General features: G+C 33.0%; 27 protein-coding genes and 1 pseudogene. 14 read left to right on the top strand and 14 right to left on the bottom strand.

Translation table 11 applies throughout. From position 1 onward, the window contains the following. Window positions 1-219: 219 nt before the first annotated feature. Both pruA and HKP48_RS07495 read left to right on the top strand, forming a co-directional pair. On the top strand, window positions 220-1,845 hold the full coding sequence (gene pruA, locus HKP48_RS07490) for an L-glutamate gamma-semialdehyde dehydrogenase (RefSeq protein WP_296344431.1): 1,626 nt from the start codon (window positions 220-222) through the stop codon (window positions 1,843-1,845). A gap of 151 nt (window positions 1,846-1,996) precedes the next feature. Beyond that, the gene (locus HKP48_RS07495) at window positions 1,997-2,287 is read left to right on the top strand and encodes a hypothetical protein (RefSeq protein WP_296344433.1); all 291 of its coding nucleotides are present in this window, start codon (window positions 1,997-1,999) and stop codon (window positions 2,285-2,287) included. A 128-nt stretch (window positions 2,288-2,415) separates the two neighbouring features. Here HKP48_RS07495 and rsmG read toward each other — a convergent pair whose 3' ends face one another. Beyond that, window positions 2,416-3,042: a 16S rRNA (guanine(527)-N(7))-methyltransferase RsmG gene (gene rsmG / locus HKP48_RS07500; RefSeq protein WP_296344435.1), complete on the bottom strand. Its 627-nt coding sequence runs from the start codon at window positions 3,040-3,042 to the stop codon at window positions 2,416-2,418. A gap of 141 nt (window positions 3,043-3,183) precedes the next feature. Here rsmG and HKP48_RS07505 point away from each other — a divergent pair, with 141 nt between their 5' ends. Both HKP48_RS07505 and HKP48_RS07510 read left to right on the top strand, forming a co-directional pair. Continuing rightward, window positions 3,184-4,287: an acyl-CoA desaturase gene (locus HKP48_RS07505; protein WP_296344437.1), complete on the top strand. Its 1,104-nt coding sequence runs from the start codon at window positions 3,184-3,186 to the stop codon at window positions 4,285-4,287. Between the two features lie 21 nt (window positions 4,288-4,308). Further along, on the top strand, window positions 4,309-5,493 hold the full coding sequence (locus tag HKP48_RS07510; protein WP_296344439.1) for a pyridoxal phosphate-dependent aminotransferase: 1,185 nt from the start codon (window positions 4,309-4,311) through the stop codon (window positions 5,491-5,493). Here HKP48_RS07510 and HKP48_RS07515 read toward each other — a convergent pair. The 8 genes from HKP48_RS07515 to HKP48_RS07550 form a co-directional block, all read right to left on the bottom strand. Next, window positions 5,485-5,742, bottom strand: a complete 258-nt coding sequence (locus tag HKP48_RS07515) for a hypothetical protein (RefSeq protein ID WP_296344441.1) — start codon at window positions 5,740-5,742, stop codon at window positions 5,485-5,487. The genes HKP48_RS07510 and HKP48_RS07515 overlap by 9 nt on opposite strands. A 13-nt stretch (window positions 5,743-5,755) precedes the next feature. Next, window positions 5,756-6,040: a hypothetical protein gene (locus HKP48_RS07520; RefSeq protein WP_296344443.1), complete on the bottom strand. Its 285-nt coding sequence runs from the start codon at window positions 6,038-6,040 to the stop codon at window positions 5,756-5,758. 175 nt (window positions 6,041-6,215) lie between these two features. Then, on the bottom strand, window positions 6,216-6,467 hold the full coding sequence (locus HKP48_RS07525) for a hypothetical protein (RefSeq protein WP_296344445.1): 252 nt from the start codon (window positions 6,465-6,467) through the stop codon (window positions 6,216-6,218). A 167-nt stretch (window positions 6,468-6,634) separates the two neighbouring features. After that, window positions 6,635-8,797, bottom strand: a complete 2,163-nt coding sequence (locus tag HKP48_RS07530) for a peptidase domain-containing ABC transporter (protein ID WP_296344447.1) — start codon at window positions 8,795-8,797, stop codon at window positions 6,635-6,637. A 91-nt stretch (window positions 8,798-8,888) separates the two neighbouring features. Beyond that, on the bottom strand, window positions 8,889-9,407 hold the full coding sequence (locus HKP48_RS07535) for a TlpA disulfide reductase family protein (protein WP_296344449.1): 519 nt from the start codon (window positions 9,405-9,407) through the stop codon (window positions 8,889-8,891). Between the two features lie 88 nt (window positions 9,408-9,495). Continuing rightward, complete coding sequence (locus HKP48_RS07540) at window positions 9,496-9,921, bottom strand: hypothetical protein (RefSeq protein ID WP_296344452.1); 426 nt, start codon at window positions 9,919-9,921, stop codon at window positions 9,496-9,498. Between the two features lie 434 nt (window positions 9,922-10,355). Then, complete coding sequence (locus tag HKP48_RS07545; RefSeq protein WP_296344454.1) at window positions 10,356-10,544, bottom strand: hypothetical protein; 189 nt, start codon at window positions 10,542-10,544, stop codon at window positions 10,356-10,358. Window positions 10,545-10,563: 19 nt separating this feature from the next. Beyond that, window positions 10,564-10,752 (bottom strand): hypothetical protein, encoded by a 189-nt coding sequence (locus HKP48_RS07550; RefSeq protein WP_296344456.1) that lies wholly within the window; start codon window positions 10,750-10,752, stop codon window positions 10,564-10,566. 174 nt (window positions 10,753-10,926) lie between these two features. On the opposite strand from HKP48_RS07550, the gene HKP48_RS07555 reads away from it, so the two are divergent. The 3 genes from HKP48_RS07555 to HKP48_RS07565 are packed head-to-tail and all read left to right on the top strand — an operon-like array spanning window position 10,927 to window position 11,854. Then, on the top strand, window positions 10,927-11,292 hold the full coding sequence (locus tag HKP48_RS07555; RefSeq protein ID WP_296344458.1) for a helix-turn-helix transcriptional regulator: 366 nt from the start codon (window positions 10,927-10,929) through the stop codon (window positions 11,290-11,292). A 48-nt stretch (window positions 11,293-11,340) separates the two neighbouring features. Next, entirely contained in the window at window positions 11,341-11,589 is a 249-nt protein-coding gene (locus tag HKP48_RS07560) for a type II toxin-antitoxin system prevent-host-death family antitoxin (protein ID WP_296344460.1), read from the top strand. A gap of 4 nt (window positions 11,590-11,593) precedes the next feature. Continuing rightward, the gene (locus HKP48_RS07565) at window positions 11,594-11,854 is read left to right on the top strand and encodes a Txe/YoeB family addiction module toxin (protein WP_296344462.1); all 261 of its coding nucleotides are present in this window, start codon (window positions 11,594-11,596) and stop codon (window positions 11,852-11,854) included. Between the two features lie 4 nt (window positions 11,855-11,858). Here HKP48_RS07565 and HKP48_RS07570 read toward each other — a convergent pair whose 3' ends face one another. Together HKP48_RS07570 and trkA are read right to left on the bottom strand one after the other, a co-directional pair. Then, window positions 11,859-13,352: a potassium transporter TrkG gene (locus HKP48_RS07570; RefSeq protein ID WP_296344464.1), complete on the bottom strand. Its 1,494-nt coding sequence runs from the start codon at window positions 13,350-13,352 to the stop codon at window positions 11,859-11,861. Between the two features lie 17 nt (window positions 13,353-13,369). After that, window positions 13,370-14,719 carry a Trk system potassium transporter TrkA gene (gene trkA, locus HKP48_RS07575; protein WP_296344466.1) on the bottom strand — a complete coding sequence of 450 codons (1,350 nt, stop codon included), beginning with the start codon at window positions 14,717-14,719 and terminating at the stop codon, window positions 13,370-13,372. A gap of 178 nt (window positions 14,720-14,897) precedes the next feature. On the opposite strand from trkA, the gene ubiE reads away from it, so the two are divergent. After that, complete coding sequence (gene ubiE, locus HKP48_RS07580; RefSeq protein ID WP_296344468.1) at window positions 14,898-15,629, top strand: bifunctional demethylmenaquinone methyltransferase/2-methoxy-6-polyprenyl-1,4-benzoquinol methylase UbiE; 732 nt, start codon at window positions 14,898-14,900, stop codon at window positions 15,627-15,629. Window position 15,630: 1 nt separating this feature from the next. Continuing rightward, window positions 15,631-16,344 (top strand): porin family protein, encoded by a 714-nt coding sequence (locus HKP48_RS07585; protein ID WP_296344470.1) that lies wholly within the window; start codon window positions 15,631-15,633, stop codon window positions 16,342-16,344. Here HKP48_RS07585 and HKP48_RS07590 read toward each other — a convergent pair. After that, a complete protein-coding gene (locus HKP48_RS07590; protein WP_296344473.1) occupies window positions 16,337-17,065 on the bottom strand; it encodes an RNA methyltransferase in 729 nt (242 codons plus the stop codon). The genes HKP48_RS07585 and HKP48_RS07590 overlap by 8 nt on opposite strands. Window positions 17,066-17,168: 103 nt before the next feature. On the opposite strand from HKP48_RS07590, the gene HKP48_RS07595 reads away from it, so the two are divergent. The 3 genes from HKP48_RS07595 to accD all read left to right on the top strand — a co-directional run bounded on the left by HKP48_RS07595 (window position 17,169) and on the right by accD (window position 22,012). Further along, window positions 17,169-19,760 carry a BamA/TamA family outer membrane protein gene (locus tag HKP48_RS07595; protein WP_296344475.1) on the top strand — a complete coding sequence of 864 codons (2,592 nt, stop codon included), beginning with the start codon at window positions 17,169-17,171 and terminating at the stop codon, window positions 19,758-19,760. A 122-nt stretch (window positions 19,761-19,882) separates the two neighbouring features. Further along, window positions 19,883-20,950, top strand: coding sequence for a class II fructose-bisphosphate aldolase (fbaA, locus tag HKP48_RS07600; protein WP_296344477.1), 1,068 nt, complete (start codon window positions 19,883-19,885; stop codon window positions 20,948-20,950). Between the two features lie 204 nt (window positions 20,951-21,154). After that, window positions 21,155-22,012: an acetyl-CoA carboxylase, carboxyltransferase subunit beta gene (gene accD / locus HKP48_RS07605; RefSeq protein ID WP_296344479.1), complete on the top strand. Its 858-nt coding sequence runs from the start codon at window positions 21,155-21,157 to the stop codon at window positions 22,010-22,012. Between the two features lie 63 nt (window positions 22,013-22,075). On the opposite strand, the gene HKP48_RS07610 is transcribed toward accD, so the two are convergent. After that, window positions 22,076-22,918: a hypothetical protein gene (locus tag HKP48_RS07610; RefSeq protein ID WP_296344481.1), complete on the bottom strand. Its 843-nt coding sequence runs from the start codon at window positions 22,916-22,918 to the stop codon at window positions 22,076-22,078. A 263-nt stretch (window positions 22,919-23,181) separates the two neighbouring features. Here HKP48_RS07610 and rpsO point away from each other — a divergent pair, with 263 nt between their 5' ends. Together rpsO and HKP48_RS07620 are read left to right on the top strand one after the other, a co-directional pair. Then, window positions 23,182-23,451, top strand: coding sequence for a 30S ribosomal protein S15 (gene rpsO / locus HKP48_RS07615; protein WP_296344483.1), 270 nt, complete (start codon window positions 23,182-23,184; stop codon window positions 23,449-23,451). Between the two features lie 234 nt (window positions 23,452-23,685). Next, window positions 23,686-25,950: a polyribonucleotide nucleotidyltransferase gene (locus tag HKP48_RS07620; RefSeq protein WP_296344486.1), complete on the top strand. Its 2,265-nt coding sequence runs from the start codon at window positions 23,686-23,688 to the stop codon at window positions 25,948-25,950. 111 nt (window positions 25,951-26,061) lie between these two features. On the opposite strand, the pseudogene HKP48_RS07625 reads toward HKP48_RS07620, so the two are convergent. Further along, window positions 26,062-26,165 (bottom strand): annotated as a pseudogene (locus HKP48_RS07625) (DDE transposase); the annotation flags it as partial.

Raw genomic sequence — 26,165 nt, forward strand, 5'->3', positions numbered from 1 at the left:
ATTGAAAAATCAGATATACAGAAAGCGAGTAAGGTGAGATCTACTAAAGGACTGAGTCTACATGTTTATGGACGATTAGCCGCAGCCTTTATAACACTAATATTTAACTCTTGATTCGCATTAATAATTATGTTTTCATTAAGAGTTGGATTTCAGAAAAAAGGTTTAAAAATTGTACTTTTGCACTTTCAAAATAATTAAACCAAAAACAATATAATTATGGCAAACGGATTCTTTAATGTACCAGTAGCGATAAATGAACCTGTGAAATCTTATGCTCCAGGTTCTGTAGAACGCGAAGCTGTTTCTGCAGCTTACAAATCAATGTTTAACAGTAAGGTTGAAGTTCCATTATATATCAACGGAAAGGACATAAAAACAGGTAATACTAGAACAATGTCTCCGCCACATGACCATCAGCACATAGTAGGCGAGTATCATGTTGCTGAAAAATCTCATATTGAAGAAGCGATTTCAACAGCCTTAGAAGCTCGTAAATCTTGGTCGCAAATGCCATGGGAACAACGTGCAGGTATCTTTTTAAAGGCTGCCGAATTAATCGCTGGTCCTTACCGCGCAAAGATTAATGCAGCTACAATGATTGCGCAGTCTAAAACCATACACCAAGCTGAAATTGATGCAGCTTGTGAACTTATAGACTTCTTACGTTTTAACGTTCAGTTTATGACGGACATTTACATGGACCAACCAGAAAGTACAAGTGATGCTTGGAACCGTGTGGAATACCGTCCGCTCGAAGGTTTTACCTATGCTGTAACACCTTTTAACTTTACCGCTATTGCAGGAAATTTACCAGCATGTATGGCATTAATGGGTAATGTTGTGCTTTGGAAACCGAGTGACAGCCAAATATTTTCTGCTAAGGTAATTATGGATGTATTTAAAGAAGCTGGCGTTCCTGCAGGTGTAATTAATGTGGTATTTGGTGACCCCGTGATGATTACGCAAACAGTATTGGCGAGTCCAGATTTTTCTGGTTTACACTTTACAGGTTCTACCCATATTTTTAAAGAATTATGGAAACAAATTGGAAACAATATCCATAACTATAAAACATATCCACGTATCGTTGGAGAAACTGGTGGTAAAGATTTCATCGTAGCGCACAAGACTGCTGATGCCAAGCAAGTAGCAACAGCGATTGCCCGTGGCGCTTTTGAGTTCCAAGGACAGAAATGTAGTGCGGCTTCAAGAGCTTATGTACCTAAAGGTATTTGGTCTGACGTAAAAAAATATCTTTTAGAGGATATTAAATCCTTTAAAATGGGTTCTCCTGAAGATATGAGCAACTTTATTACTGCTGTAATTCATGAAGGTTCTTTTGATAAATTAGCTAGGTACATTGATGCAGCTAAATCTGATAGTAATGCTGAGATTATTGCTGGCGGCGGATACAATAAGTCTAAAGGTTATTTTATCGAGCCTACAGTTATCGTAACATCTGACCCAAAATACACCACAATGTGTACTGAACTTTTTGGCCCAGTTATTACAATTTATGTTTACGAGGATGAAGCCTACACTGAAACATTAAAACTAGTTGACGAAACAAGTGAATATGCCTTAACGGGAGCAATTATCTCTAAAGATAGATATGCTGTTGAAGAAGCTACTAAAGCCTTACAAAATTCTGCTGGTAACTTCTATATTAATGACAAGCCAACAGGAGCGGTTGTAGGTCAACAACCTTTCGGTGGCGCCAGAGCATCAGGCACGAATGATAAAGCTGGTAGTGCTCAAAACTTATTACGCTGGTTATCACCACGATTAATAAAGGAAACCTTTGTAACTCCAACGGATTATAGATATCCGTTTTTGGGATAACACAGACTAACCTATTAAAAGTAAAAACCCTTAAAAAAGACTATTTAAGGGTTTTTTGCTCTCATTTAACTATAAATCAATCTACTAAAACGTAAACTTTGTATATTTATCAATCAATTTAATAATATAAAAAAACTACTTTCTCTCGTTTTTGTTACTTCCATTTTTTACGCTTTTGCAAGTAACTTCAATTTCTATTACATCTGATTTAACTGCAGACTTAACAGGTTACTCAGGAGCTACACAATTCCCAGGACAATCCGAATACTTTGTTTATTTAAGTACTAACAACACACTAGATAAACCTACATTTTTAATTGATGGTTTTGACCCAGACCACACCAGAAATATTGACGCACTTTATAGTTCATTAGATTATACAGGAAATCCAAATTTTACTTATAGACAAACCTTTAACCTGGACCTCTTTTCAAGCCGTTAACCTACACTCAGGATTTTATATTCTGAATATTACTGGAGATGATAATTCGAGATTCACAACAAAGTTTATTGTAAATAAATAAAAAACTTATAATTGCAACTTGAAAGAGGTCCAAATTAGAGCTCTTTTTATTTATACTTCATCGGCAAATACACTACCTTTTTAGTTTCAAAAAAGTCTTCTATAAAATAATCTGAAAGTAAAAAAGCTTTTACAGTCTTGTATTGCTTTAATTCTTCAGTTAAATCGCCGCCTTTGAGATAAAGAATCCCGTTTTTAAATTCGTTTTTCTGTTCTCTTTTAATTTTTCCTTTTACCCATTTTGTAAATTCTGGCATTGCTGTTACAGCTCGACTTACAATAAAATCAAACTGCTCATTAATAGATTCTACTCTACTGTGCGTTGTTTTTATATTATCGAGTTCTAAAGCCTCTGTAACACCATTGATAACTTTCAACTTTTTATTAATACTATCGACCAAATGAAATTGACATTCAGGAAAAAGGATAGCGAGTGGCACTCCGGGGAACCCTCCACCTGTACCTACATCTAAGATTGAAGAACCATCTGCGAAGGACATTACTTTTGCTATGCCTAATGAGTGTAATACGTGACGTAGATACAACTCATCTATATCTTTACGTGAAATAACGTTTATTTTAGAATTCCAATCTTTATACAACGGCAACAAGGCTTCAAATTGCTTTATTTGTTGTTCTGAAAGCTGAGGAAAATATTTTAGAATGAGCTCCATTAATTAAGTTTTGGCAAAAATAGTTATTTTTAAACTTGATAATTTAACATCGTATTACAAATAGAGCACATATATTAATTATCTTTGACCTTTCTATACTTAAGCTATTTTTGATGCGTTAAGTTTTTAAATTTATAATATATGATTACCCAAAAAGCGCTTACCTTCTCCCGAAAAGATTCTGCAAAATTCTTCAGAACACTAAACAAACGTGTTAACGATTACTTTAAAGAAAACAATATAAAACGCACAGGAAACTATAAACTGTGGATTAAGACTGTTGTTATGTTTGTGCTATTTTTAACGCCTTATTTTTTACTTCTAACCTTAGATATTCCTACTTGGGCACAATTACTTCTAACTATTGTTATGGGTATTGGTATGGCTGGCGTTGGCATGAATGTAATGCATGACGGAAACCACGGTTCTTTTTCTAACAAAGAATGGGTTAACCGTTTAATGGGAAGTAGTATTTATATCCTGGCAGGAAATGTTTATAATTGGAAAGTACAGCACAACGTTTTGCATCATACTTACACCAATATCCACGGACACGATGAAGATTTAGAGGCTGGACGTGTACTTCGTTTTTCAGAACATTCAGAATGGCGTAAGCATCACAAATTCCAGCATTACTATTCTATTTTACTATATGGATTATTGACTATTAACTGGGCTATTACTACCGATTTCCAGCAAATGTATCGCTACATGAAGCGTAAACTATCTTATGGAAAATTACCAAATCCAGTTGTAAATTGGAGTAAATTGGTGATTTCAAAATTAATATATGTTTCGATGTGGATAGTGATTCCTATTGTCTTAACGGATTTAGCTTGGTACAAAGTTATTATTGGTTTCTTTTTAATGCACTATATCGCTGGTTTAATCTTAAGTGTCGTATTTCAATTAGCACACGTTATGGATGAGGCTGAAATGCCAATGCCTGAAAAAGACGGTACTATGAAAAATACTTGGGCCATTCACCAACTAAAAACCACTGTTAATTTTGGTGCAAAAAATTGGTTGGTAAACTGGTATACTGGTGGACTAAACCATCAAGTAGAGCATCACATTTTTCCGAATATAAGTCATATTCATTATGGGAAAATCGCAAAAATAGTTAAAGACACAGCTAAAGAATTTAATTTACCATACAAAGAATATAAAACCACAAGAAAAGCTATTGCTGCACATTTCAAATTTTTAAAAGAAATGGGAACCAAACCAGCAATGCAAGTTTAAAATACTTACAACCAAAAACGTATGAACCAACTTTCGGATAGAATTAATAGTCTATCGACCTCAGCAACATTAGCAATGGCTGCAAAGGCCAGAGAATTAAGAGAAGAAGGAAAAGATATTATAGGATTAAGTCTTGGTGAACCAGATTTTAATACTCCAGATTTTATAAAAGACGCAGCTAAACAAGCCGTTGATGATAATTACAACAGCTACACACCTGTTGATGGTTATGCTGAACTTAAAGACGCAATAATCACTAAGTTTAAGCGCGATAATCAGCTAGAATATAACCGTCAACAAATCGTAGTTTCTACTGGTGCAAAACAATCCTTGTATAATATTGCATCTGTGATGCTCAATGATGGTGACGAAGTTATTTTACCATGTCCATATTGGGTAAGTTATAGTGATATAGTAAAACTTAACGGCGGTGTACCTGTAGAGGTTAAAACATCTATTGAAGATGATTTTAAAATGACGCCATCACAACTCGAAGCCGCTATTACGCCAAAAACTAAAATGATTTGGTATAGCTCACCTTGTAATCCTAGTGGTTCTGTTTACAGTAAAACTGAATTAAGAGCTTTAGCAGATGTACTTCAAAAGCATCCAAATATTTATGTGGTATCTGATGAAATCTATGAGCATATTAATTTTATTGGTGGTCATTGTAGCATGGCGCAATTTGATGATATGTTTGAAAGAACGATAACTGTAAATGGTGTCTCTAAAGCATTCGCTATGACTGGTTGGCGTATAGGCTATATTGGTGCCCCAAAAACAATTGCAAGAGCCTGCAATAAGATTCAAGGCCAAGTTACTAGTGGCGCCAATTGTATTGCACAACGTGCAGTAATTACAGCTCTTGAAGCATCGCCAGAAAAGGTTCAATATATGGTTGACGAGTTTAAAGTACGTCGTAAACTAATATTAGGTTTACTTTCTGAAATTGAAGGTTTTTCGTGCAACGAGCCTGAAGGTGCATTTTATGTTTTCCCAGATATATCTTCCTATTTTGGAAAAACCTTAAACGGAATAACTATTAATAATGCTTCAGAATTTGCCATGTACTTATTAGAACATGCAAATGTTGCTACGGTTACGGGAGATGCGTTTGGTAATCCAAACTGTATCCGTATTTCTTATGCAGCATCACAAGACCAAATAAAAGAAGCTGTAAAACGTATTACAGAGGCTTTAGATTAAGATATACAGAACTATTACAACAACCAGAACACCAGCAATTAATAAACTAAGTGTTCTGGTTTTTTTATTCTGCTTCTGTATCTTTTCTTTAATTTCTAAAAGCAATTCAGGAGAAGCCTTTGGAAAGTCATATCCTGTTTTAGGTTTTTTGGAATAGCCTCCACGCGTTTTTCTAAAGTGCTTAGATTTATCTTTCAGTATATTTTTATTACTTTTTAGAGTACTTAACATGGATTCTCCTAATGGCATATTCTAAAACTTATTAATACTGAAGATAATAACTTACATTTTCAAAATTTGTGAATACAGCTAATAACAACCCTAGAAATAAAATCACTGTAAGTACAATAACTTTTATCCACCAAATTTTACGCTCCTGCAACATACGTTTCTTAATATCCCTAAGCTGTTTTGATGTAGCTTTAGGTAAATTATATTCTGTTTTTTTATTTGAATTGTAGCCGCCAAGTCGATTTTTAAATTTGTCTCTTTTTGGCAAAAGTTTTCTGTTGTTTTCAATTACAGTATTCATAGATGCTGACCCCATAACGATAAGTTTTAAAAAGTTGAAAAAGTGATATTTACAAAAGCCTGAAATCCTTCAGGGTTAATTCGATTAATGATTCTTTTAGTAAAAACTAAAAGAATCAAGTCTCATTAATAAAAAATGCTTTTTAATTTCTTAAAAAGCATCAGTTAAAGGTCTATATGTCGTTTGTAACTTAAAACATAAACGTAAGTACTGTTACAAATACAGATAGTTTTAAAATGACTCCAATAGCTTGTACGTTATTGAATTGCTTAAATTTAAGACGTTGTCTCATTCCGAAAACAGATGGTTTTGAAGATTTGATGAAGTTCTGCTGAACCGCTGCTTTATAACTAGAGTTTAGTAAAGGTTCGTTTGTATATACAAACGTTTCTCTGGGTTCGGGTAATGGTTCTGTTTTAAAAGTGTTTACTACTAATTCCATGATTGATTATTTTTTAATTGATTACATAGATATGACGGGTAACACATAAAAATGTTACACGCTGTATAACAACTATAGTCACAGATTGAAGATGTTTATCTCAAAAAATAGTAGTAAAATCATAGGCTAGCAAAATTTTGAAAAAAATAAAAAAAGTTCAAAGATATTCAGTTTTCTAATACTAAACCTGTCCAAAAATCACTATAAAAATTTTCAGTTTTTAGCAATTGTTCATGTGAACCATTAACATCGGTTTCACCATTTTCTACCACATAAATTTTATCTGCAATATGTTTTAACGAATGCAAACGGTGTGATATAAAAATAATCGTAATCTCTTTTTTAAGTGTATTGAGAAACTCTAAAACAAAATATTCCGATTTCCTATCCATTGCAGATGTAAATTCATCTAATAATAGCACTTGAGGTTTTTTATATAGTACACGCATTAATGCAATAATTTGCTTTTGACCACCAGATAAATTGATTCCTTCTTCGCCTAAAATAGTAGCATAACCTTGTGGTAAACTATTTATAAAACTTTGAAAACCGTAATCTTTTACAAACTGTTCTATTTGTTCTGGCTTATCTTCTTTGCCTAGTAAAATATTTGAAATAACATTACCTGAAAATATAGTAATCTCTTGCGGTATGACACCAATAATATCTCTCCAATCTTTGGTATTTACATCATTAAGATTATGAGTTTTATTTATTGTTATAGTTCCATTTTCAAAAGCATAGAATTTTTGAAGTATTTGCCCTAATGTACTTTTGCCACTTCCGCTTTCGCCAACAATAGCAATACATTGATTTTTACAAACAGATAGATTTATATTTTTAAATAGTTGTTTGCGACCTGCAAATCTAAAACTCAAATTTTTAATATCTAATGAATCAAATACAGTTAATGGTATTACACCTTTATTTTCTTTTTCAATCGACGCAAACTCATACATACGATTAAATGCCACTTTGGCTTCGTTAATTGGTATAGTAATTAAGGCTAAACTTGCAACTGAAGGTAACAAAGACCCAGCAATACCCAATATAGCCATTAACTCACCCAATTGCATGATTTCATTGTAAACCTGAATAGACGTATAAACCAAAATACCCATCAAAAACAACACACTAAACACACCAGAAAAAACAGATAATCGCACTTTTATACGACCTAATTGAAATGCTTTTTCCTGAAAATTACCATACACCAATTGATTTATTTTTTTAAATATGGTTTGGCGATTATTATTTTTAATCGTAGCAATACCTTGCATTGAAGTTATGTAATTACTCTCGCTAAAGGCATAACCTTGCATCACTTCTTTTTGTGCATTAATAATACGCGTGTTAAAACCGTAGATTAGCAGAAAGTAGAATGGCAAACTTACTAAAGCTATAAGTCCTGTTTGCCAAGAATAATAAAACAGAAAACATAAAGATGATATCGTAACCAATATGTTAATAGCTACACTACCAATAACCGTACTGATGACACGTTGTACACGCTGAGTATCATTAAGTCTTGCAACCAACTCGCCAATTTTGCGCGTATCAAAAAAAGGTTTTGGTAAGTGTAGTAATGACGTATAAAAACTATCTATAATGCGGTTATTAAAATCTTTGGTTTGGCGTATTAAAAAATAATCGCGTAAGGCTGTAAATAATACACGCACAATTAATAAAAAGGCAACAAGTGCAATGCCTGTTACTAATTTTTTAAAATCTTTTGAAGGTAATATATCATCAATTAATTTTTGCGAAAATATAGCCATTGCCATACCCAAAATAGCAATGCCTAAACCTAATAATATACTAAAACCAATAAGCCTATAATCTTCTTTTAGCAGACTCATAAACCATTCCTTTTTATCTTTAGTTTTGGTTTCTGCTTTTATAAAACTAGCATTTGGCGTTAAGGTTAAGCAAGTTTTAGACACCCATATTTTCTCTAATGCGTCTTTAGTATAAGTTGTAATTCCTTTAGCAGGATCACCGATTATAAATTTGTCTTTTTCATAACCATAACACACTACATAATGTTGCAATTTCTCTTCTATGACAACGTGTAATATTAATGGCTCACCGTGGTCAATAACAGCTTGTATATCCGCTTCGTTACCTTGAGCATCAAAACCTAATGCGTTAGCCGCTTGATACAAACCCAATAAAGTTGTGCCTTGTTTTGTTGTACCACTTAATTCTCGTAGTTTTTCTAAACTATTATCACCATGATAATAATTAATAACAGATAATAAACATGCTACACCACAGTCGGATTGGTCGTGTTGTAGGTTAAAGGATTTTTGTATATGTTTTGTAGTCATTTAATTTAGGGTATTATCATATCCAACAAAGTGAAATGTCTCATCTTAGATGTAACATGAGATTCTTCGCTACGCTCTGAATGACAAAAGTTTAGGGATTCAAAATTTTTAAAATACCATTGGCATTAAGTTGTCCTTTGTGTTTTTTAAGCAAGTTGCCATTAGCGTCATAAATTAAAAGGTAAGGAATAGAGTTAGCACCAAATGAATTAGAAAACGTATCAGTGTTATCATGTAAAAAGGTAATATTTGGTTTGTTATTAAGATTGTATTTTTTAGCAAACTGTTTTATAATGGATTTTTCTTCAACAGAAACAAATAGAAACTGAACATCTGTAAACTTATCTAAATTTTCACTTATACTTTGCGCCTCATGCTGGCAAAAATCACAAGTACTATTAAAATAAACAAATATGGTTTTGGTATTGATTTTTAAATTTGCATTAGAAAAAGAAGTATCATCTAATTGCTGAAACGAAAACTCAGGCAACGTTCCTAAACGTGTTGCAATCTCTTTTTTCTCTTGCAATTTAGTTACAACACTAAAGCCTAAATAACCTAATAAGCCTAACACTAAAAGTGCAATGATATATGTTAATTGTTTTTTCATAGGTTTTTTGTCATGCTTAACTTGTTTTCTGCATCTTATTATTTGTTTAGAGTCTGAAACAAATTCAGAATAACAGTTTTCTAAATAATTAAGAAGCACTTAACGTAAAAAACATAATACCGACCACCCAAATAAGTAACGCCACACCATAACTACTGGCTACAATACTAATACCTTTATCAAAGTTACTATTAAGTGCTTTACCTAATAAATAGCCTAATACTAACCAATACGCCAACTCAAACAAATTAAGGACTTGTAATGGATATACCCACCAAGCATCAATACCCTCATAACCCACAATGTTAATAGCAGATAAGGGATAAAAATATTGTAAATCCTCTAAGGTATAATTGGTTTGAAAAAAGTAAAACCAAGCGGTTTTAAAAATGATGACTAACAGGAAAATAAATTCTGCTTTGACAACGATGTTAAAGATTTTTTTGAATTTTATTTTTTTGTTGAAGATGAAGCAGCCAAGGTCTAAAATAGTAGCAATTATTAAAATTTTCAATAATAAAAAAAGTAATAGAAAAAAATAATTTAGATACTCCCACTGACTTTTATAGTCTATTATCTTTTGAGCTTGTTCAGTTGTAAATCTTTCAAATAAACTATTTAGTGTTAACTGATTAATATTTAAAATTTCATTAGATATTAAACCTATGATTATGATTAAAAAAAAATATACAAATATATTTTTCATAAAATAATATCTATATGTTATTGTTTTTTTTATTCTTAGTATCGAGGTACAATAGAATAAATGTAATTGTTAGAGTAAAATATAATATAGCATTTGTATAAAAGTTTGTTTCAACTAAACCAACAATCAAAGTAAGGACAAATATTACTATTATTAAACCTAAAATAAAGATGATTTTTTTCACGAAGTATAATTTAAAAACAACATATAAAACTAAATTCAGTTTTATATGTTGTTAACAGTTAAGAAAATGCACAAGCTATACCTATACCTGCTCCTACAATGGTGGCTGTCTGACCTATACCAGGAACCCAGCCTACAGCGTATGCAACAGTATAAACTCCACCTACAATTGCAAAACCTTGGCAAAATGAATTAAACCATCCACCACCTTCTATACTTTCTAATTCTTGTAAATCTAATGTTTTCATAATTTATTTTTTATAATTTCTAATCGCAATCTCCAGACGCAATACCGACAAAAGCACCGCCGATTAAACCTATAAAGGCACCTATACCAAATCCAATTGGACCAGCTAGTGCTCCAGCTGTAACAGCACCGAGTGTAAAAGCAATACCATCTTCGGCACATCCTGCACCTCTTAATCTCTCCATCTGATTTAATTCTAATGTTTTCATAAAAATAAAGTTTTTAATTTATTAACGTCAGTTAATGACGACCAAAACTATTTTGATACTGTAAACTTAAAAATGAAATCAGGTATTTCTAATTCATATTTTGCATAATGTTACCCTTTTTTTAGATGGTAGGTAAATTTTACTATTTTTGAGCATACACTAAACTAAAAACTGATGAATACAATAATAGGAGAAAAAGTAAGACGCCTACGTACGCAGAAAGGCTTAAGCCAAGAGCAAGTGGCAGAACATTTGCACATCTCACAAAGTACTTACGCCCGTATAGAAAAAGGCGATAGCAACAGTTGGGTAAATTACTTAGAGCCTATTTGTACGTTGTTTGAAATACAACTTGATGAACTTTTAAAATTAGATTCTGTAACTGTTGGTTCTATAAAAAATAACAATGGTGCTGTTTATAATACTGGTGTCATTAATCAACTCTCCGAAAAACTCATTGCCCAATACGAGGAAAACGCCCGTTTAAAAGACACCATTATTGCAGATTTGCGTACGCGTTTGGCTAAATATGAGGGATAAAATTTTAACAACGTACTTTTTTAAGTACGTTTTTATTATATTTGTACTATGGAAATTGTAAACTACACAGATTTTAGAGCCAATCTTAAACATTGGTTAGACAAAGTTGTAAATAATGTAAGTGATATTATCATAAAACGTAAAAACGGTAAAGATTTAGTGTTACTATCGTTAGATGAATACAACTCGTTAAAAGAAACCACATACTTATTGTCAGGTAAAAACAGAGATGTACTTATAGATTCTATCAAAGAATTAGAAGCAAACAAAGGCATTGAAAAAGAAATAGTAGATTAATTAAATGAAATTAATTTGGTCTTCAAGCTCATGGAACGATTATATATACTGGCAAAAAACTGATAAAAAGTTAGTAAAGCGAATTAATGAGCTAATCAAAAGCTGTATGCGTACACCTTTTGATGGTATTGGAAAACCCGAAGCACTAAAAGGTGGCTTGCAAGGCTATTGGTCTAGACGGATAACATCAGAACATCGTTTGGTGTATAAGTATGAAAATGACAGATTATTAATTGCTGCATGCCGTTATCATTATGGCAAATAATCACTTACCTATTCCTCCAAAAGAAAGGCGTCAACAAAATAAGTACAGTGAATAACTCTAAACGTCCTAAAAGCATTAAAAAAGACGCCCACCATTTTCCTAAAGGTGGTAATGCGGCATAATTGTTTACAGGACCAAAATCGCCTAAAGCTGGTCCGACATTACCTAAAGTCGATGCAGAAAGACCAATTGCAGAAGTGAAATCTATTTGAAACATAGAGAACACTAATGCTCCGAATATAAAGAACAGCATATAGGTAATAAAAAAACCGAGAATATTAAACACAATATCCTTAGATACAGATTTTTGATTGTAGCGTACAGGTAATATAGCATTTGGATGTAACGCACGTTTAAATTCTAAAAATCCATTTTTAATCAACACCAAATGTCGTACTACTTTAATACCACCAGAAGTACTACCTGCGGAGCCACCTAAAAACATTAGCCCAAAAAAGAAAACCGTTAAAAATGGTGTCCAAAGTGTGTAATCTGCCGTCACAAAACCAGTTGTTGTTACAATAGCCAAAACTTGAAATAAGCCATGACGGACGGCACTTTCAAATTCACCTAAAACCATTGGATGATTAATTGAAGATTTTGTGACATCCGCATTAAAATAAATGACCAATGCAGATATTATTGTGAAGGCTAAGATAAATTTGAAGTATAATTTAAACTCATCATCCTTTATAATCTTCTGCACCTTGCCTTTAAAAGCAAAATAACTTAAGACAAAATTTGTTCCTGCTAAAAACATAAATGTAATGATAATGTACTGCACTGCAGGATTATCATTCCAATGAGCAACACTAGCATTTTTTGTAGAAAAACCACCAGTAGATAATGTGCTTAAAGAGTGATTAATCGCATCGAAAAAGGACATCCCTGCTACTTGTAATAATATCGTCTCTACTGCAGTATACCCAAAGTAAATAAGCCACAGGCGTTTTGCGGTATCTGTTATTCTAGGATGTAACTTATCGCCTCCAGGACCAGGTGCTTCTGCAGCAAAGAGTTGCATTCCACCAATTCCTAATAGTGGTAAAATAGCGATCGCCAAAACGATAATTCCCATACCACCAATCCAATGCGTCATACTCCTCCAAAAAAGTACGCCTTTTGGTACAATTTCTATATCATTAAGAATACTAGCGCCTGTAGTAGTATAACCTGACATTGTTTCAAAAAAAGCATCTGTAAATGAAGGAATAGCCTCTGTAATCATGTAAGGTAATGAACCTGAGAGAGACATGACAATCCAGCCAAAAGCGACTACAATATAGCCTTCTCTTTTATTCATTTCTTTACGGTGGTTACGTGTATTAAACATAACAATACCACCTAAAAGAAGAATCGTAAATCCGGATAGTAATAACTCTAAAGTCACACCATCTTTGTAAATAAGACTAATTAAGGTAGCTATGAGAATAAAACCACCATTAAACAAGAGTAGTAGCCCAAGAAAATGGAAAATGATTTTATAATTTAGTTTCATTCTAGCCATAATACCACTTATGCAAAAAACTTTTCAACTTCGGCAATAGAACGAGGCAAACAACAAACTACAACTCTATCTCCTGCTTCTATAACAAAACTTCCTAAAGGTATAAGACCTTCTCCATTTCTAATAACACCACCAAATATCGCTGACCTTGGAAAATCTGCATCTTTGATTTTTTTGTTAGTAATTTTAGAATTTGGCTTTACCTCAAACTCTAAAAGTTCGGCATTCATATTAGTTAATTTGGTCATCGCAACAACCTCTCCTTTTCTGATATATCTAAAGATTGTATTAGCTGCTAAAAGTTTTTTATTTATTAGTGTATCAATACCTATGGATTGTGATAATTGATAATAATCCATATTCTCAACTAAGGCAATTGTTTTTTTAACACCTTTGCTTTTTGCCAATAAACAAGACATAATATTAGTTTCAGAATTACCTGTAACAGAAATAAAAGCGTCCATCTGAGATATATTTTCCTCTTCGAGGATATCTACATTTCTCCCATCACCACAGATAACAAGAGCATTAGGTAATTCATCCGCTAAATCTTCAGCGACTCCTTTTCTATTTTCTACAAGCTTCACATTAAACTTACTTTTACATAAATCCTGTGCTGTTTTGTAACCTATTTTACTTCCTCCAAGAATCATAACGTCCTTTATACCTAACTTTACCTTTCCTGAAAGTTCAAACAACTCTTCATCTCCACCTTTTGAGGTTATAAAAACAACCTTATCACCTTCCTTAAAAATGGTATCTCCTCTAGGTATTATGGTGTATTGTGTACCGTAACGTTGTATTGCGATTGGGATAAAGTGTAATTCAGAATATAATTCAGCAGCTTCTTTGACTGTTTTACCAACAAAAGTTGCTGTACGAGATAACCTTAACCCTAACATTGTTAGCTTACCATCTTCAAACTCATAAGTATCATTAAATCCATATTGATTAAGTAATAACTCAATCTCAGAAGCGGCAAGAGACTCAGGTGAAATTAACTCATCAATACCAAACTTAGAAAATCCAAGCTCATCTTTATTATCTATAAATTCTGTATTAGATATGCGAGCAATTGTGCGCTTTGCACCTAATTGTTTTGCCAATACGCATGCAGTAATATTTGTAGTTTCTGAGGATGTAACAGCAATAAACAACTCAGAATTTTCAATACGCCCATCTTTTAAAGTCGCAATTGAAGTCGCGTCACCTTTAATGGTCTTAATATCTAAGTTTTCTCCTGCATAACTCAGGCTATCTTTTTTATTATCTATAAGTGTAATTTCTTGGGACTCATAAGACAATAGTTTTGCTAAATGGAATCCAACTTCTCCAGCACCAGCAATTATAATCTTCATCTAGATGTATTTGTAAATAACATACAAATATAGTTATAAGTTACAATTACATGAGTTTTGTTTGTTAAGAAATTCTAATTCAAAATCATGCTTACTCTAAACAATTAAAAGGATTCTTATAACACTGAACTTTAGTTACACTTATATCTTCTTAGTATATTTGCAAAAAAAAAATCAGATGTCAAAAAGCGTTAAACCCTATAAGAACAGTGACCTTGATAAAAAAGAACAGGTCACTAAAATGTTTGATACTATTTCTGGCGAATATGATAACTTAAACAGAGTTATTTCATTTGGAATTGATATAAAATGGCGTAATAAAGTGGTAAAACTTGTTGCTGATACTCAACCAAATAACATATTAGATATCGCAACAGGAACAGGAGACTTAGCAATAAGCCTTACTGAAACGACTGCAGATGAAATTGTTGGTCTTGACATCAGTGATGGTATGCTTGAAGTTGGCCGTCAAAAAATAAAATCAAAAGCATTAGATGATATTATCAAAATGGTTATTGGAGACTCTGAAGACTTACCTTTTGAAGACAACACCTTTGATGCTATTACAGTAGCTTTTGGAGTTAGAAATTTTATGAATCTTAAAAAAGGGCTTTCCGAAATACTTCGCGTACTAAAACCTGGAGGTATTTTTGTTATTTTAGAAACGTCAGTACCAACAAAAACACCGTTTAAACAAGGTTACAAATTGTATTCTAAATTTATTTTACCTACTATTGGAAAAGTCTTTTCTAAGGACCGCAGTGCCTACAAATATTTAAGTGAGTCTGCATCTGTTTTTCCTTTTGGAGAAGAGCTAAACAATATTTTAAGAGAAATTGGGTTTATTAATGTCAAGGATAAACCACAAACGTTTGGTGTTGCAACAATTTACACCGCATCGAAGGCTTAATATGAAAAAACTAATTATTGTTATTGCTGTCTTACTTAGTTATAATGCTAGTTTTGGACAGTTATTTACCAAAAAAAAAGTAATTAACCTTGAAAATATGGACAAAAAAATATTGTCTTGGGGTTATTATTTGGGCTTTAATAGTTACGATTTTAAATTTGAATACGAACAAGATTTAGACGATATCTTAGTTGATGCTACAACCGGTTTTCAAGTTGGACTTACAGGGGATTTACGTATAAATAATCACATTAATCTTAGATTTGAGCCTGGTGTATATTTTACTACTCGAAATCTTAGATATGATGAGAGTTATTTTGCAGGACAAAATTTTAATCCTTCAGATTTATTACGAGAAACAAAATCTACTTACATACACTTACCATTATTAGTAAAATTCTCTACTAATAGAATTAATAATATCAGACCATTTGTTGTAGGTGGTATTTCTACAGCTTTAAACTTGGCTAGCAATGAAAAAAACCCAAGTGATAACAGTGGTGGACAATTTAGGATGACCTCAAATAACTACTTCTACGAAATTGGTTTTGGTATAGACTTGTACTTACTTTACTTCAAATTTACACCATCTATTAGAGGTGTTTTTGCAATAAATGACGAAGTGGTAAGAGACATAGATCCAAATAGCCCATGGACAGGAAATATTTCAGCAATGCGAACTCGTGGGGTTTTTATCAATTTTACATTTAGATAGTTGCTCGTTTAAATTCGCTCAAACAAACTGAAGTTGCTGTAGCTACATTCAAACTTTCTGTTGCTTTCAGATTTCCAAATCGTGGAATTGCTAATCGTTTACTAACCAAATTTTCAATTGGTTTTGATATTCCGTTCGCTTCATTTCCCATAACAACAATTCCATTTTCTGGTAAATTAGCCTTGTAGATATTTTCGCCATCCATAAAGGTTCCGAAAATTTCAGAATTAGATTCTGAAAGAAAGGTGTCAAGATCAACATAACTCACATTTACTCGTGTTAACGAACCCATTGTAGCTTGTACCACTTTAGAGTTATAACAATCTACAGTAGCTTTACTACAAACCAAATCTTTAATACCAAACCAGTCACAGAGTCTAATTATTGTACCCAAATTTCCAGGATCCCGCACATCGTCCAAAGCAACAATAAGTTGAGATGTATCAATAGGTTTTGAAATTGGGATTTCAAAAACACCAACAGCCGTATTCGGATTTTTAAGTTGACTTATTCTATTTAGATGAGTCCCAGATATGATTGATAATTCAGATTCAGCAATATTAAAAACAGCTTCAGTTGTATAAATATGCTGAAGCTTGAATGAAGAATTTATAAACTCAGTAATCCCTTTTACGCCTTCCACCGTAAATAAACCGTGTTGTGCTCTATATTTTTTTTGGGCTAAACTTTTAATTAATTTTATCTGACTCTTTGATAACATCAAAATGTATTTACATTTGTTAGAAGCATAAGTGCTGACAAAATAATACTTTTTTAGACTAATATTTGCACAGACTTATGAATATCAAAAAAACACTTTCAATTTGAACGTTAAACTTTACAGACAGATTCTTTACAAAATCAATTTTAGTTTTACTAAAACGGCTATTGGTTTTGGTGTTATAGTTCTCATTGCATCATGTAATACTGTAAAACGTGTAAAAGACGGACAATATTTATTAACTGAAAACAGAATTGAAGTTGATGGCAAAGTCAATAATAAAGAACGTGTCAATAATATTCCGCTTCAAAAGCCTAATTCGGGTATTGGTTCTTTTCCTCTAAAACTCCATATTTATAATTTAGCGCGCCCTAATATAGATTCGCTATTCGAAGTTTGGCTAGACAAAGGTAATCGTAGAAATAGATTAACAAATACATTATCAGAAAAGCAACTTATAAAACTAAAAAAATCTGCTCTTGGATTTAATTCTTGGTTAAAACGTAGTGGAGAAGCACCTACACTTTTTGATGAAAGCAAAGCCGAAAAAACAAAAAATAGGTTACGAGCTTATTATTACAAAAGAGGTTGGCTCTATAATGAGGTAAATTACTCTGTTGAACGCGACTCTAATAAACACGCAAAAGTAAAATACACAGTCACCAAAAACAAAGCTAGTATTTTAGACACACTAAAAACCACGATTAAAACGCCGTCGATAGATTCTATTTACAAATTGAATGTAAATGCTTCAATTTTAAAAGAAGGTCAGCAGTATGATGAAGACAATTTTACAAATGAACGAGTGCGACTTAATAAGCTTATGCGAAATTCTGGTTTTTATTTTTTTGGTCAGGATTACGTACGTTTTGAGATTGACACTTTTAAATCTAAAAGCACATTTAATACTGATCTGTTTATTGATAATCGTTCTATAAGAGAAGGAGATTCTACAAGAGTAGAGCCTTTTAAGATGTTCAAAATAAAGCAAGTAAATATTATCACGGACGCCTCTAATGAAAACCTTATTGATGGTAAAAAAGTAAAAGACAGCATAACCTATAATGGCATAAACCTATACAGTTTTGGAGATTTAAAATTTAAACCAAAAGCTTTAACCGACGCTATATTCATAAAAAAAGGAGATATCTATAGAGACAGGGATCGTACACAAACCTCACAATACCTTAACCAATTACAAATGTTTAGATATCCCGGAGTAGACTACGTACCTAACGAAGCAGATTCTACATTAACCGCAAATATCTTTTTGTCACCTTTAAAAAAGTATAAACTTCAATTTGCTTTTGATGTGTCTCAGAGTAATATACAAACCTTTGGTTTTGCTTTTAGTACGGGTCTTAAAATCAGAAATATTTTTAGAGGTGCAGAAACACTCGACTTCTCCTTACTTGGTTCTATTGGCGCTTCTAAAGATGCAGGAGTTCGTAGAGACGCTTTTTTTGACATCAATGAATTTGGCGGCTCTGTTGCACTTACCATTCCAAGGTTTTTTCTTCCTTTTAACACAGATAAAATTATACCAAAATACATGTCGCCTAGCACCAGAATAAATGTGACTGCTACAAGTCAACAGAATATTGGACTAGACCGACAAACGCTCTCTAGTATATTTTCTTATAATTGGTTTCCTAGTGATAAGGTTACTAATAATTTTGAATTGTTTAACATTCAATATGTAAGAAATTTAAACCCTGAAAATTATTTTGGAGTTTATGGAAACTCTTTCAATCGCCTAAACGAAATTGCTCGTAACATTGGCTATATCGGTACAGATGAAACACTTCAAACACCAGCTCCAAATCCATCATTTGCACCGGCAAACACCTTCATCAGTGATGTATTAAACAATAGTACTTCATTAACACCAGATAATCAAGAATATATTGATGTTAATAACATTAATCAACGGCAAGATAGACTTACTGAAAACAACCTTATTCTTTCTACAAATTTTGATTATACTAGAGATACAAGAACCGATTTATCTGACAATAATTTCTCTAGATTTAAAACTCATTTTGAAATTGCTGGTAATATAGCATCAGGAATTTCTAGTCTTGCCGGTTTTGATAAAAATGCTAATGGTAGATACGAATTATTTAATGTTCCATTCTCTCAATATTTTAAAACGGAATTAGATTACATTAAGTATTTTGATTTACCTGGTAAGAAAAACCTATTGGCATTTCGTAGTTATTTTGGAGTTGCTATTCCGTATGGCAATTCTGATAATATTCCTTTTGTAGAAAGCTTTTTTGCTGGTGGACCTAATGACAACCGTGCATGGACAGCATTTAGCCTTGGGCCTGGACGTTCTAAAAACACCAATGAATTTAATGAAGCTAACTTGAAATTACATTTTAGTCTAGAGCAACGTTTCAATTTATTTGGAGATTTTGACGGGGCACTTTTTATAGATGCTGGTAATATTTGGAATGCATTTGGAAACGTAGAAGATGACCCAGAATCTACATTTACAAATCTAAAATCACTCAGAGATATTGCTGTTGGTAGCGGTTTTGGTCTTAGATATGACTTCAACTTTTTTGTACTCAGAGGAGATATCGGTTTTAAAACCTACGATCCATCGTTAGAAACTGGCAATAGGTGGTTTACCAACTATAATTTTGGTAATGCCACATATAACATCGGTATCAACTATCCTTTCTAGAAATCTAGTAAATTATACGACATCGTTTTCGTGCAAATGTTAGCAATAATAATCTTTTGAAGCCATAAAATCCTGTAAATTATGTATTTTTGATTATCGATTAATACAACTTAAAAACTATCATGAGTCATTCAATAAAACCAGGCGTAGCGACAGGGCACGAAGTACAAGAAATATTCAAATTAGCTAAAGAAAAAGGATTTGCCCTACCAGCAGTAAACGTGATAGGCTCAAACACTATAAATGGTGTTTTAGAAACCGCAAAAGCGTTAAATGCTCCCGTAATTATTCAATTTTCAAACGGAGGTGCACAATTTAATGCTGGTAAAGGCTTAAGTAATGAAGACCAGAAAGCAGCAATTGCAGGAAGTATTGCAGGTGCAAAACATGTTCACTTAATGGCCGAGGCTTATGGAGTTCCTGTTATTTTACATACAGACCACTGTGCAAAAAAACTATTACCATGGATTGATGGTTTATTAGACGCAAGTGAGCAGCATTATAAAGAAACTGGTAAATCACTTTACAGTTCTCACATGATAGATTTAAGTGAAGAGCCTATTGAAGAGAATATAGAAATTTGCAAGCAATACCTTGCTCGTATGAGTAAAATAGGGATGACTTTAGAAATAGAGTTAGGAATCACTGGTGGTGAAGAAGATGGCGTAGATAACAGCGACGTAGATGAATCTAAATTATACACACAGCCAGAAGAAGTTGCTTATGCATATGAAGAATTAAGCAAAGTTAGTGACCAATTTACCATTGCCGCAGCTTTTGGAAATGTACACGGTGTGTACAAACCAGGAAACGTCAAGTTAACACCAAAAATTCTTAAGAACTCTCAAGAATATATTTCAGAAAAATATAATTTACCACATAATCATATCGACTTTGTATTCCACGGTGGTTCTGGTTCTACACTTGAAGAAATTAGAGAAGCTATTGGCTATGGTGTTATAAAAATGAATATTGATACAGATATGCAATATGCATTTATGTCTGGTATTAGAGATTATATGAATGAAAAGGAAGCCTATTTGAAAACACAAATTGGTAATCCCGATGGCTCAGATTCACCAAACAAAAAATATTATGATCCACGTGTTTGGCTACGTAAAGGTGAAAACACTTTTGTTGAGCGTCTTAAAAAAGCATTTGAAGATTTAAATAATGTGGATACTTTATAATCAAGTATTCAGATAAATTTAAAAACCTGTTTCATGTTAATTGAAACAGGTTTTTTTATGATTAATATTAAGTTTAAAAATAGATACCCTCATTAAATATTTAGTAGTTTTGATATAATGCGTAATTTTGTAAAGACTAACTAAACTAAATTACACCAATTTTAGAAGACTTTTAAAATTGTAACTCTAAAATCTGAAATCAACATGGCTTGGTTTAAAAGAAAAGATAAAGGTATTCAGACCTCAACTGAAGAAAAAAAAGACACACCAAGAGGACTTTGGTATAAATCTCCAACAGGAAAAATTATTGACACCAAAGAATTAGCTCAAAATTTTTATGTAAGTCCTGAAGACGGATATCACGTACGAATAGGTAGTAAAGAATATTTTGAGATATTATTTGACGATAATAAATTTAAAGAATTAGATGCTGATTTAACCTCAAAAGACCCTCTTAAGTTTGAAGACACAAAAAAGTATCCAGACCGCTTAAAGGCAGCACAAGCCAAAACAAACCTTAAAGATGCTGTTAGAACAGCCGTTGGCAAATCAAAAGGACAAGATTTAGTTATCGCTTGTATGGATTTTACCTTCATTGGAGGATCTATGGGAAGTGTTGTTGGAGAAAAAATTGCACGAGCAGCAGACTATGCTTTAAAGAAAAAGCTACCATTTATGATTATTAGCAAATCTGGTGGCGCGCGCATGATGGAAGCTGCATTGTCTTTAATGCAATTGGCAAAAACTTCGGTAAAGTTAGCACAGCTTGCAGATGCAAGAATTCCGTATATCTCTTTATGTACTGACCCAACCACTGGAGGAACAACCGCTTCTTTTGCAATGTTAGGCGATATTAATATTTCGGAGCCTGGTGCATTAATTGGTTTTGCAGGACCACGAGTTGTAAGGGATACCACTGGTAAGGAGTTACCAGAAGGTTTTCAAACTTCAGAGTTTTTACTAGAACACGGTTTCCTAGATTTTATTACGCATCGTAAGGATTTAAAGGATAAGATAAATCTTTATATAGATTTGATAAAGAATCAACCTCTAAGAGCATAAAAAAAGCGAGTGGAAATTTTCACTCGCTTTTTCTTTTCAAAAACTCAATCAAACAAACTAAGCTTAATTAAGAGTTATAGAAATTTCTGTACCGTTATTAAAGATAAAAGATGCTTGGTTATCACAATCTCCATTACCATAATCAAAAATTCCACCAAAATTTGTACGTTGTACATCTACTGTACCGCTTACAAAATAGGTACATATAACTTCACGACGTAATGGTGTTAATACTTCATAAGTATGAGAATTTCCATTTACGAAAGTTGTTGTCCAGTCTCCTGAAACTTCGAAAACGTTATCACTAAAGATTCCGCTACCAAATCCTTCAACCCATTCTCTTATTTTTGTTCCTGTACGTGATGCTTGTACACCATTAGACCAGATAACGGTTAAGTCTAAATTATGTGTAAATTGCAGATTTCCGTTCTCATTTTCCTTTTCTCTTAAAATCGTACGACTTCCCAATACGTTTTTATTATCAAAATAAAAATCTACTAAATCATAAGTAATCAATATCTCTTGTGCTTCAATATCTCTTGTGTAAGAGAATATAATTTGCCCTTTAAGTACATGCCCACGTACCAAACAACCCTCAGTTCCAAAATCGATAGTAACTTCTCTAAAAGCTTGTTGCGCTACAACTGTAATAGTTACACAATCTGGTAATGCTGGTGGCTGTATTCTTCCATTAGGATTTGCTTCATCAAATTCAAAAACCTCAGTCACTATATCTGTCATAGATGAGCTTGCTGCATCTACTTCAGCAGAACGTGCTAACTCAATAGCATCATTTGCTGAATCATCGATTTGTAAATCCTCGTTATTATCCGAACAAGAACTGAATACTAGTCCTATAATTAATACTGCTAAAGCAGGTTTTATTATATTTTTAAAATATTTCATGATTAATTTTTTTTAAGTTGTTAATGTAAAAATCATAATTGTATCTCATCTTATGTGCACTAAAATGAAAATGACAATTGAGTAGGCTTAATTTTAGGTGTTAACATGCTTTTAAGACTTTACATTTTTAAAAAGGTTTAAAACACTACTAAAAAAACTAAATAAATATCCTGTTAGATTTGTTAATCTTTTAATTTTCTTATATTTACCGCCTGAAAGATCGACTTTTAGAATACATAACAATCATTTACAATAATATTAGCATGTACGTTACAAAAGAAGAAAAAGCAAAAATTTTCGAAAAGCACGGAAAAGGTGCAAACGACACAGGTTCTGCAGAAGGACAGATTGCTTTATTTACAGCACGAATTAATCATTTAACTGAACACTTAAAAAATAATCGTAAGGATTATAATACCGAGCGTTCTCTAGTAAAATTAGTTGGTAAGCGTAGAAGTTTATTAGACTACTTAACTAAGAAAGATATCTTAAGATATCGTGCTATAGTTAAAGAATTAGGATTAAGAAAATAATCTAAATAAAAAGACCACGCTTAACAGCGTGGTCTTTTGTTATATAACAACGCAATCGAAAGCGTATAAAAATCGAATTGAAATAGCAGATGAGATCCTGAAACAAGTTCAGGACTAGCAGTTTTTCATTGGTCAGACATAATATGTCATATACATCAACTACACACAACAATACAACGACCATTGTTTAACAAGACTTTGATAGCTTAATATCAAAGCGTGAATTAAAAATTTATGATTCCAAAGACTTACAAAGAGGTCATTGACCTTGGTGATGGTAGAGAAATTTCTATCGAAACCGGAAAATTAGCAAAACAAGCGCATGGTAGCGTTGTAGTGCAATCAGGAAAATGTATGTTATTATGTACAGTTGTTTCCAACTATGAACAAAAAGATGTAAACTTCTTGCCTTTAACTGTAGATTACAGAGAGAAATTTGCTGCAGCAGGACGTTACCCAGGTGGTTTCTTTAAAAGAGAAGCAAGACCAAGTGACGGAGAAGTATTAACAATGCGTTTAGTAGACCGCGTTTTACGTCCATTATTCCCTAAAGATTATCATTCTGAAACTCAGGTGATGATTCAATTAATGTCTCATGACGATGATGTTATGCCAGATGCTATGGCAGGATTAGCGGCTTCTGCTGCAATTCAGTTATCAGATTTCCCTTTTGAATGTCCAATCTCAGAAGCTAGAGTTGGTCGAGTAAATGGAGAATTCATAATCAACCCAACATTTACTCAATTAGCAGAATCTGACATCGATATGATGATAGGTGCTTCTGCAGATTCAGTAATGATGGTAGAAGGAGAAATGGATGAAATTTCTGAAGAAGAAATGGCAGATGCTATAAAGTTTGCTCACGAACATATCAAAGCACAATGTGCTGCTCAAGTAAGATTAGCAGAAGCTTTTGGTAAAAAAGAAACTCGCGAATACGAGCCAGAAAGAGAAGACAAAGATTTAGAGAAAAAAGTATATGATATGGCTTACGACAAAGTGTATGCCATAGCAAAAGCTGGTTCTGCTAAGCACGAAAGAAGTGCTGCTTTTCAACAAATAAAAGAAGATATTAAAGCGACCTTCTCTGAAGAAGAATTAGCAGATTATGGTGGATTAGTATCTGATTATTACCGTAAAGCTGAAAAAGCTGCCATTAGAGATTTAACCTTAGATGAAGGTTTACGACTAGATGGCCGTAAGACTACTGAAATCAGACCAATTTGGTGTGAAGTAGATTATTTACCGTCGACTCATGGTTCTTCAGTATTTACACGTGGAGAAACACAAGCATTAGCAACAGTAACTTTAGGAACGTCTAGAGATGCTAACCAAATAGATATGCCATCTCAAGAAGGTGAAGAGCGTTTTTATTTACACTATAACTTTCCTCCTTTTTGTACAGGTGAAGCTAGACCAATCCGTGGAACATCACGTCGTGAAGTTGGTCACGGTAACTTAGCGCAACGTGCATTAAAAGGTATGGTACCAGATGATTGTCCTTACACAGTACGTGTGGTCTCTGAAGTATTAGAATCTAATGGTTCTTCTTCAATGGCAACGGTTTGTGCAGGTACAATGGCTATGATGGATGCTGGTGTGCAAATGACAAAACCAGTTTCTGGTATTGCCATGGGATTAATTTCCGATGCAGATTCTGGAAAGTATGCTGTTTTATCTGATATATTAGGTGATGAAGATCATTTAGGAGATATGGATTTTAAAGTAACTGGTACTGCAGATGGCATCACAGCCTGTCAAATGGATATTAAAGTAAAAGGCCTTTCATATGAGATTCTGGTAAATGCACTACAACAAGCACGTGATGGTCGATTACATATCTTAGAAAAGTTAACAGATACAATTGCAACACCAAATGCTGAAGTTAAGGATCACGCACCAACTATGATTACAAGACGTATTCCTAACGAATTTATCGGTGCCTTAATTGGTCCTGGTGGAAAAGTAATTCAGGAAATGCAAAAAGAAACTGAGACAACTATCGTTATTAACGAAGACCCAGTTACTGAAGAAGGTATTGTTGAAATTTTAGGAGTAGGTAAAACAGGTATTGATGCTGTAATGGCTAAAATAGATTCGTTATTATTTAAGCCAGAGGTTGGAAGCGTATATGAAGTAAAAGTCATCAAAATGTTAGATTTTGGTGCTGTTGTAGAATATATGGAAGCACCAGGAAACGAAGTATTATTACACGTATCTGAATTAGCTTGGGAACGTACAGAAAATGTATCTGATGTGGTAAACATGGGAGATATATTTGACGTTAAATACTTTGGTATAGATTCAAGAACTCGTAAAGAAAAAGTATCTCGTAAAGCTATTTTGCCAAAACCAGAAGGTTATGTGGCGAGACCACCAAGAGATAATCGTTCTGGCGGACGCGACAACAGAGGTCGTGACAACCGTGGGCGAGATAATCGTGGCAGAGATAATCGTCGCGACGATAGAAAACCAAGAGAAGATAAAAAGGAAGATTAACTTCTTTTATTTTTAGATATTGAAAAGCTCATCAAATTTTGATGGGCTTTTCTTATTAAATCTTGAATTTAAACAATAAAGTTTTTAAGGGTCACATTCATTTTATGGGGATTAAGCAAAGAGTTTGTTTAATCTAAAGAGGAAAAAAGTAGTGTCCGTTACTCCTCTTAGGTTAGCTCTAAAGAGTTTAATTTTAGCATTAAAAGACTCTGCAT

Origin of the sequence: Winogradskyella sp., from assembly GCF_013042245.1 — a bacterium.
GTDB lineage: Bacteria > Bacteroidota > Bacteroidia > Flavobacteriales > Flavobacteriaceae > Winogradskyella.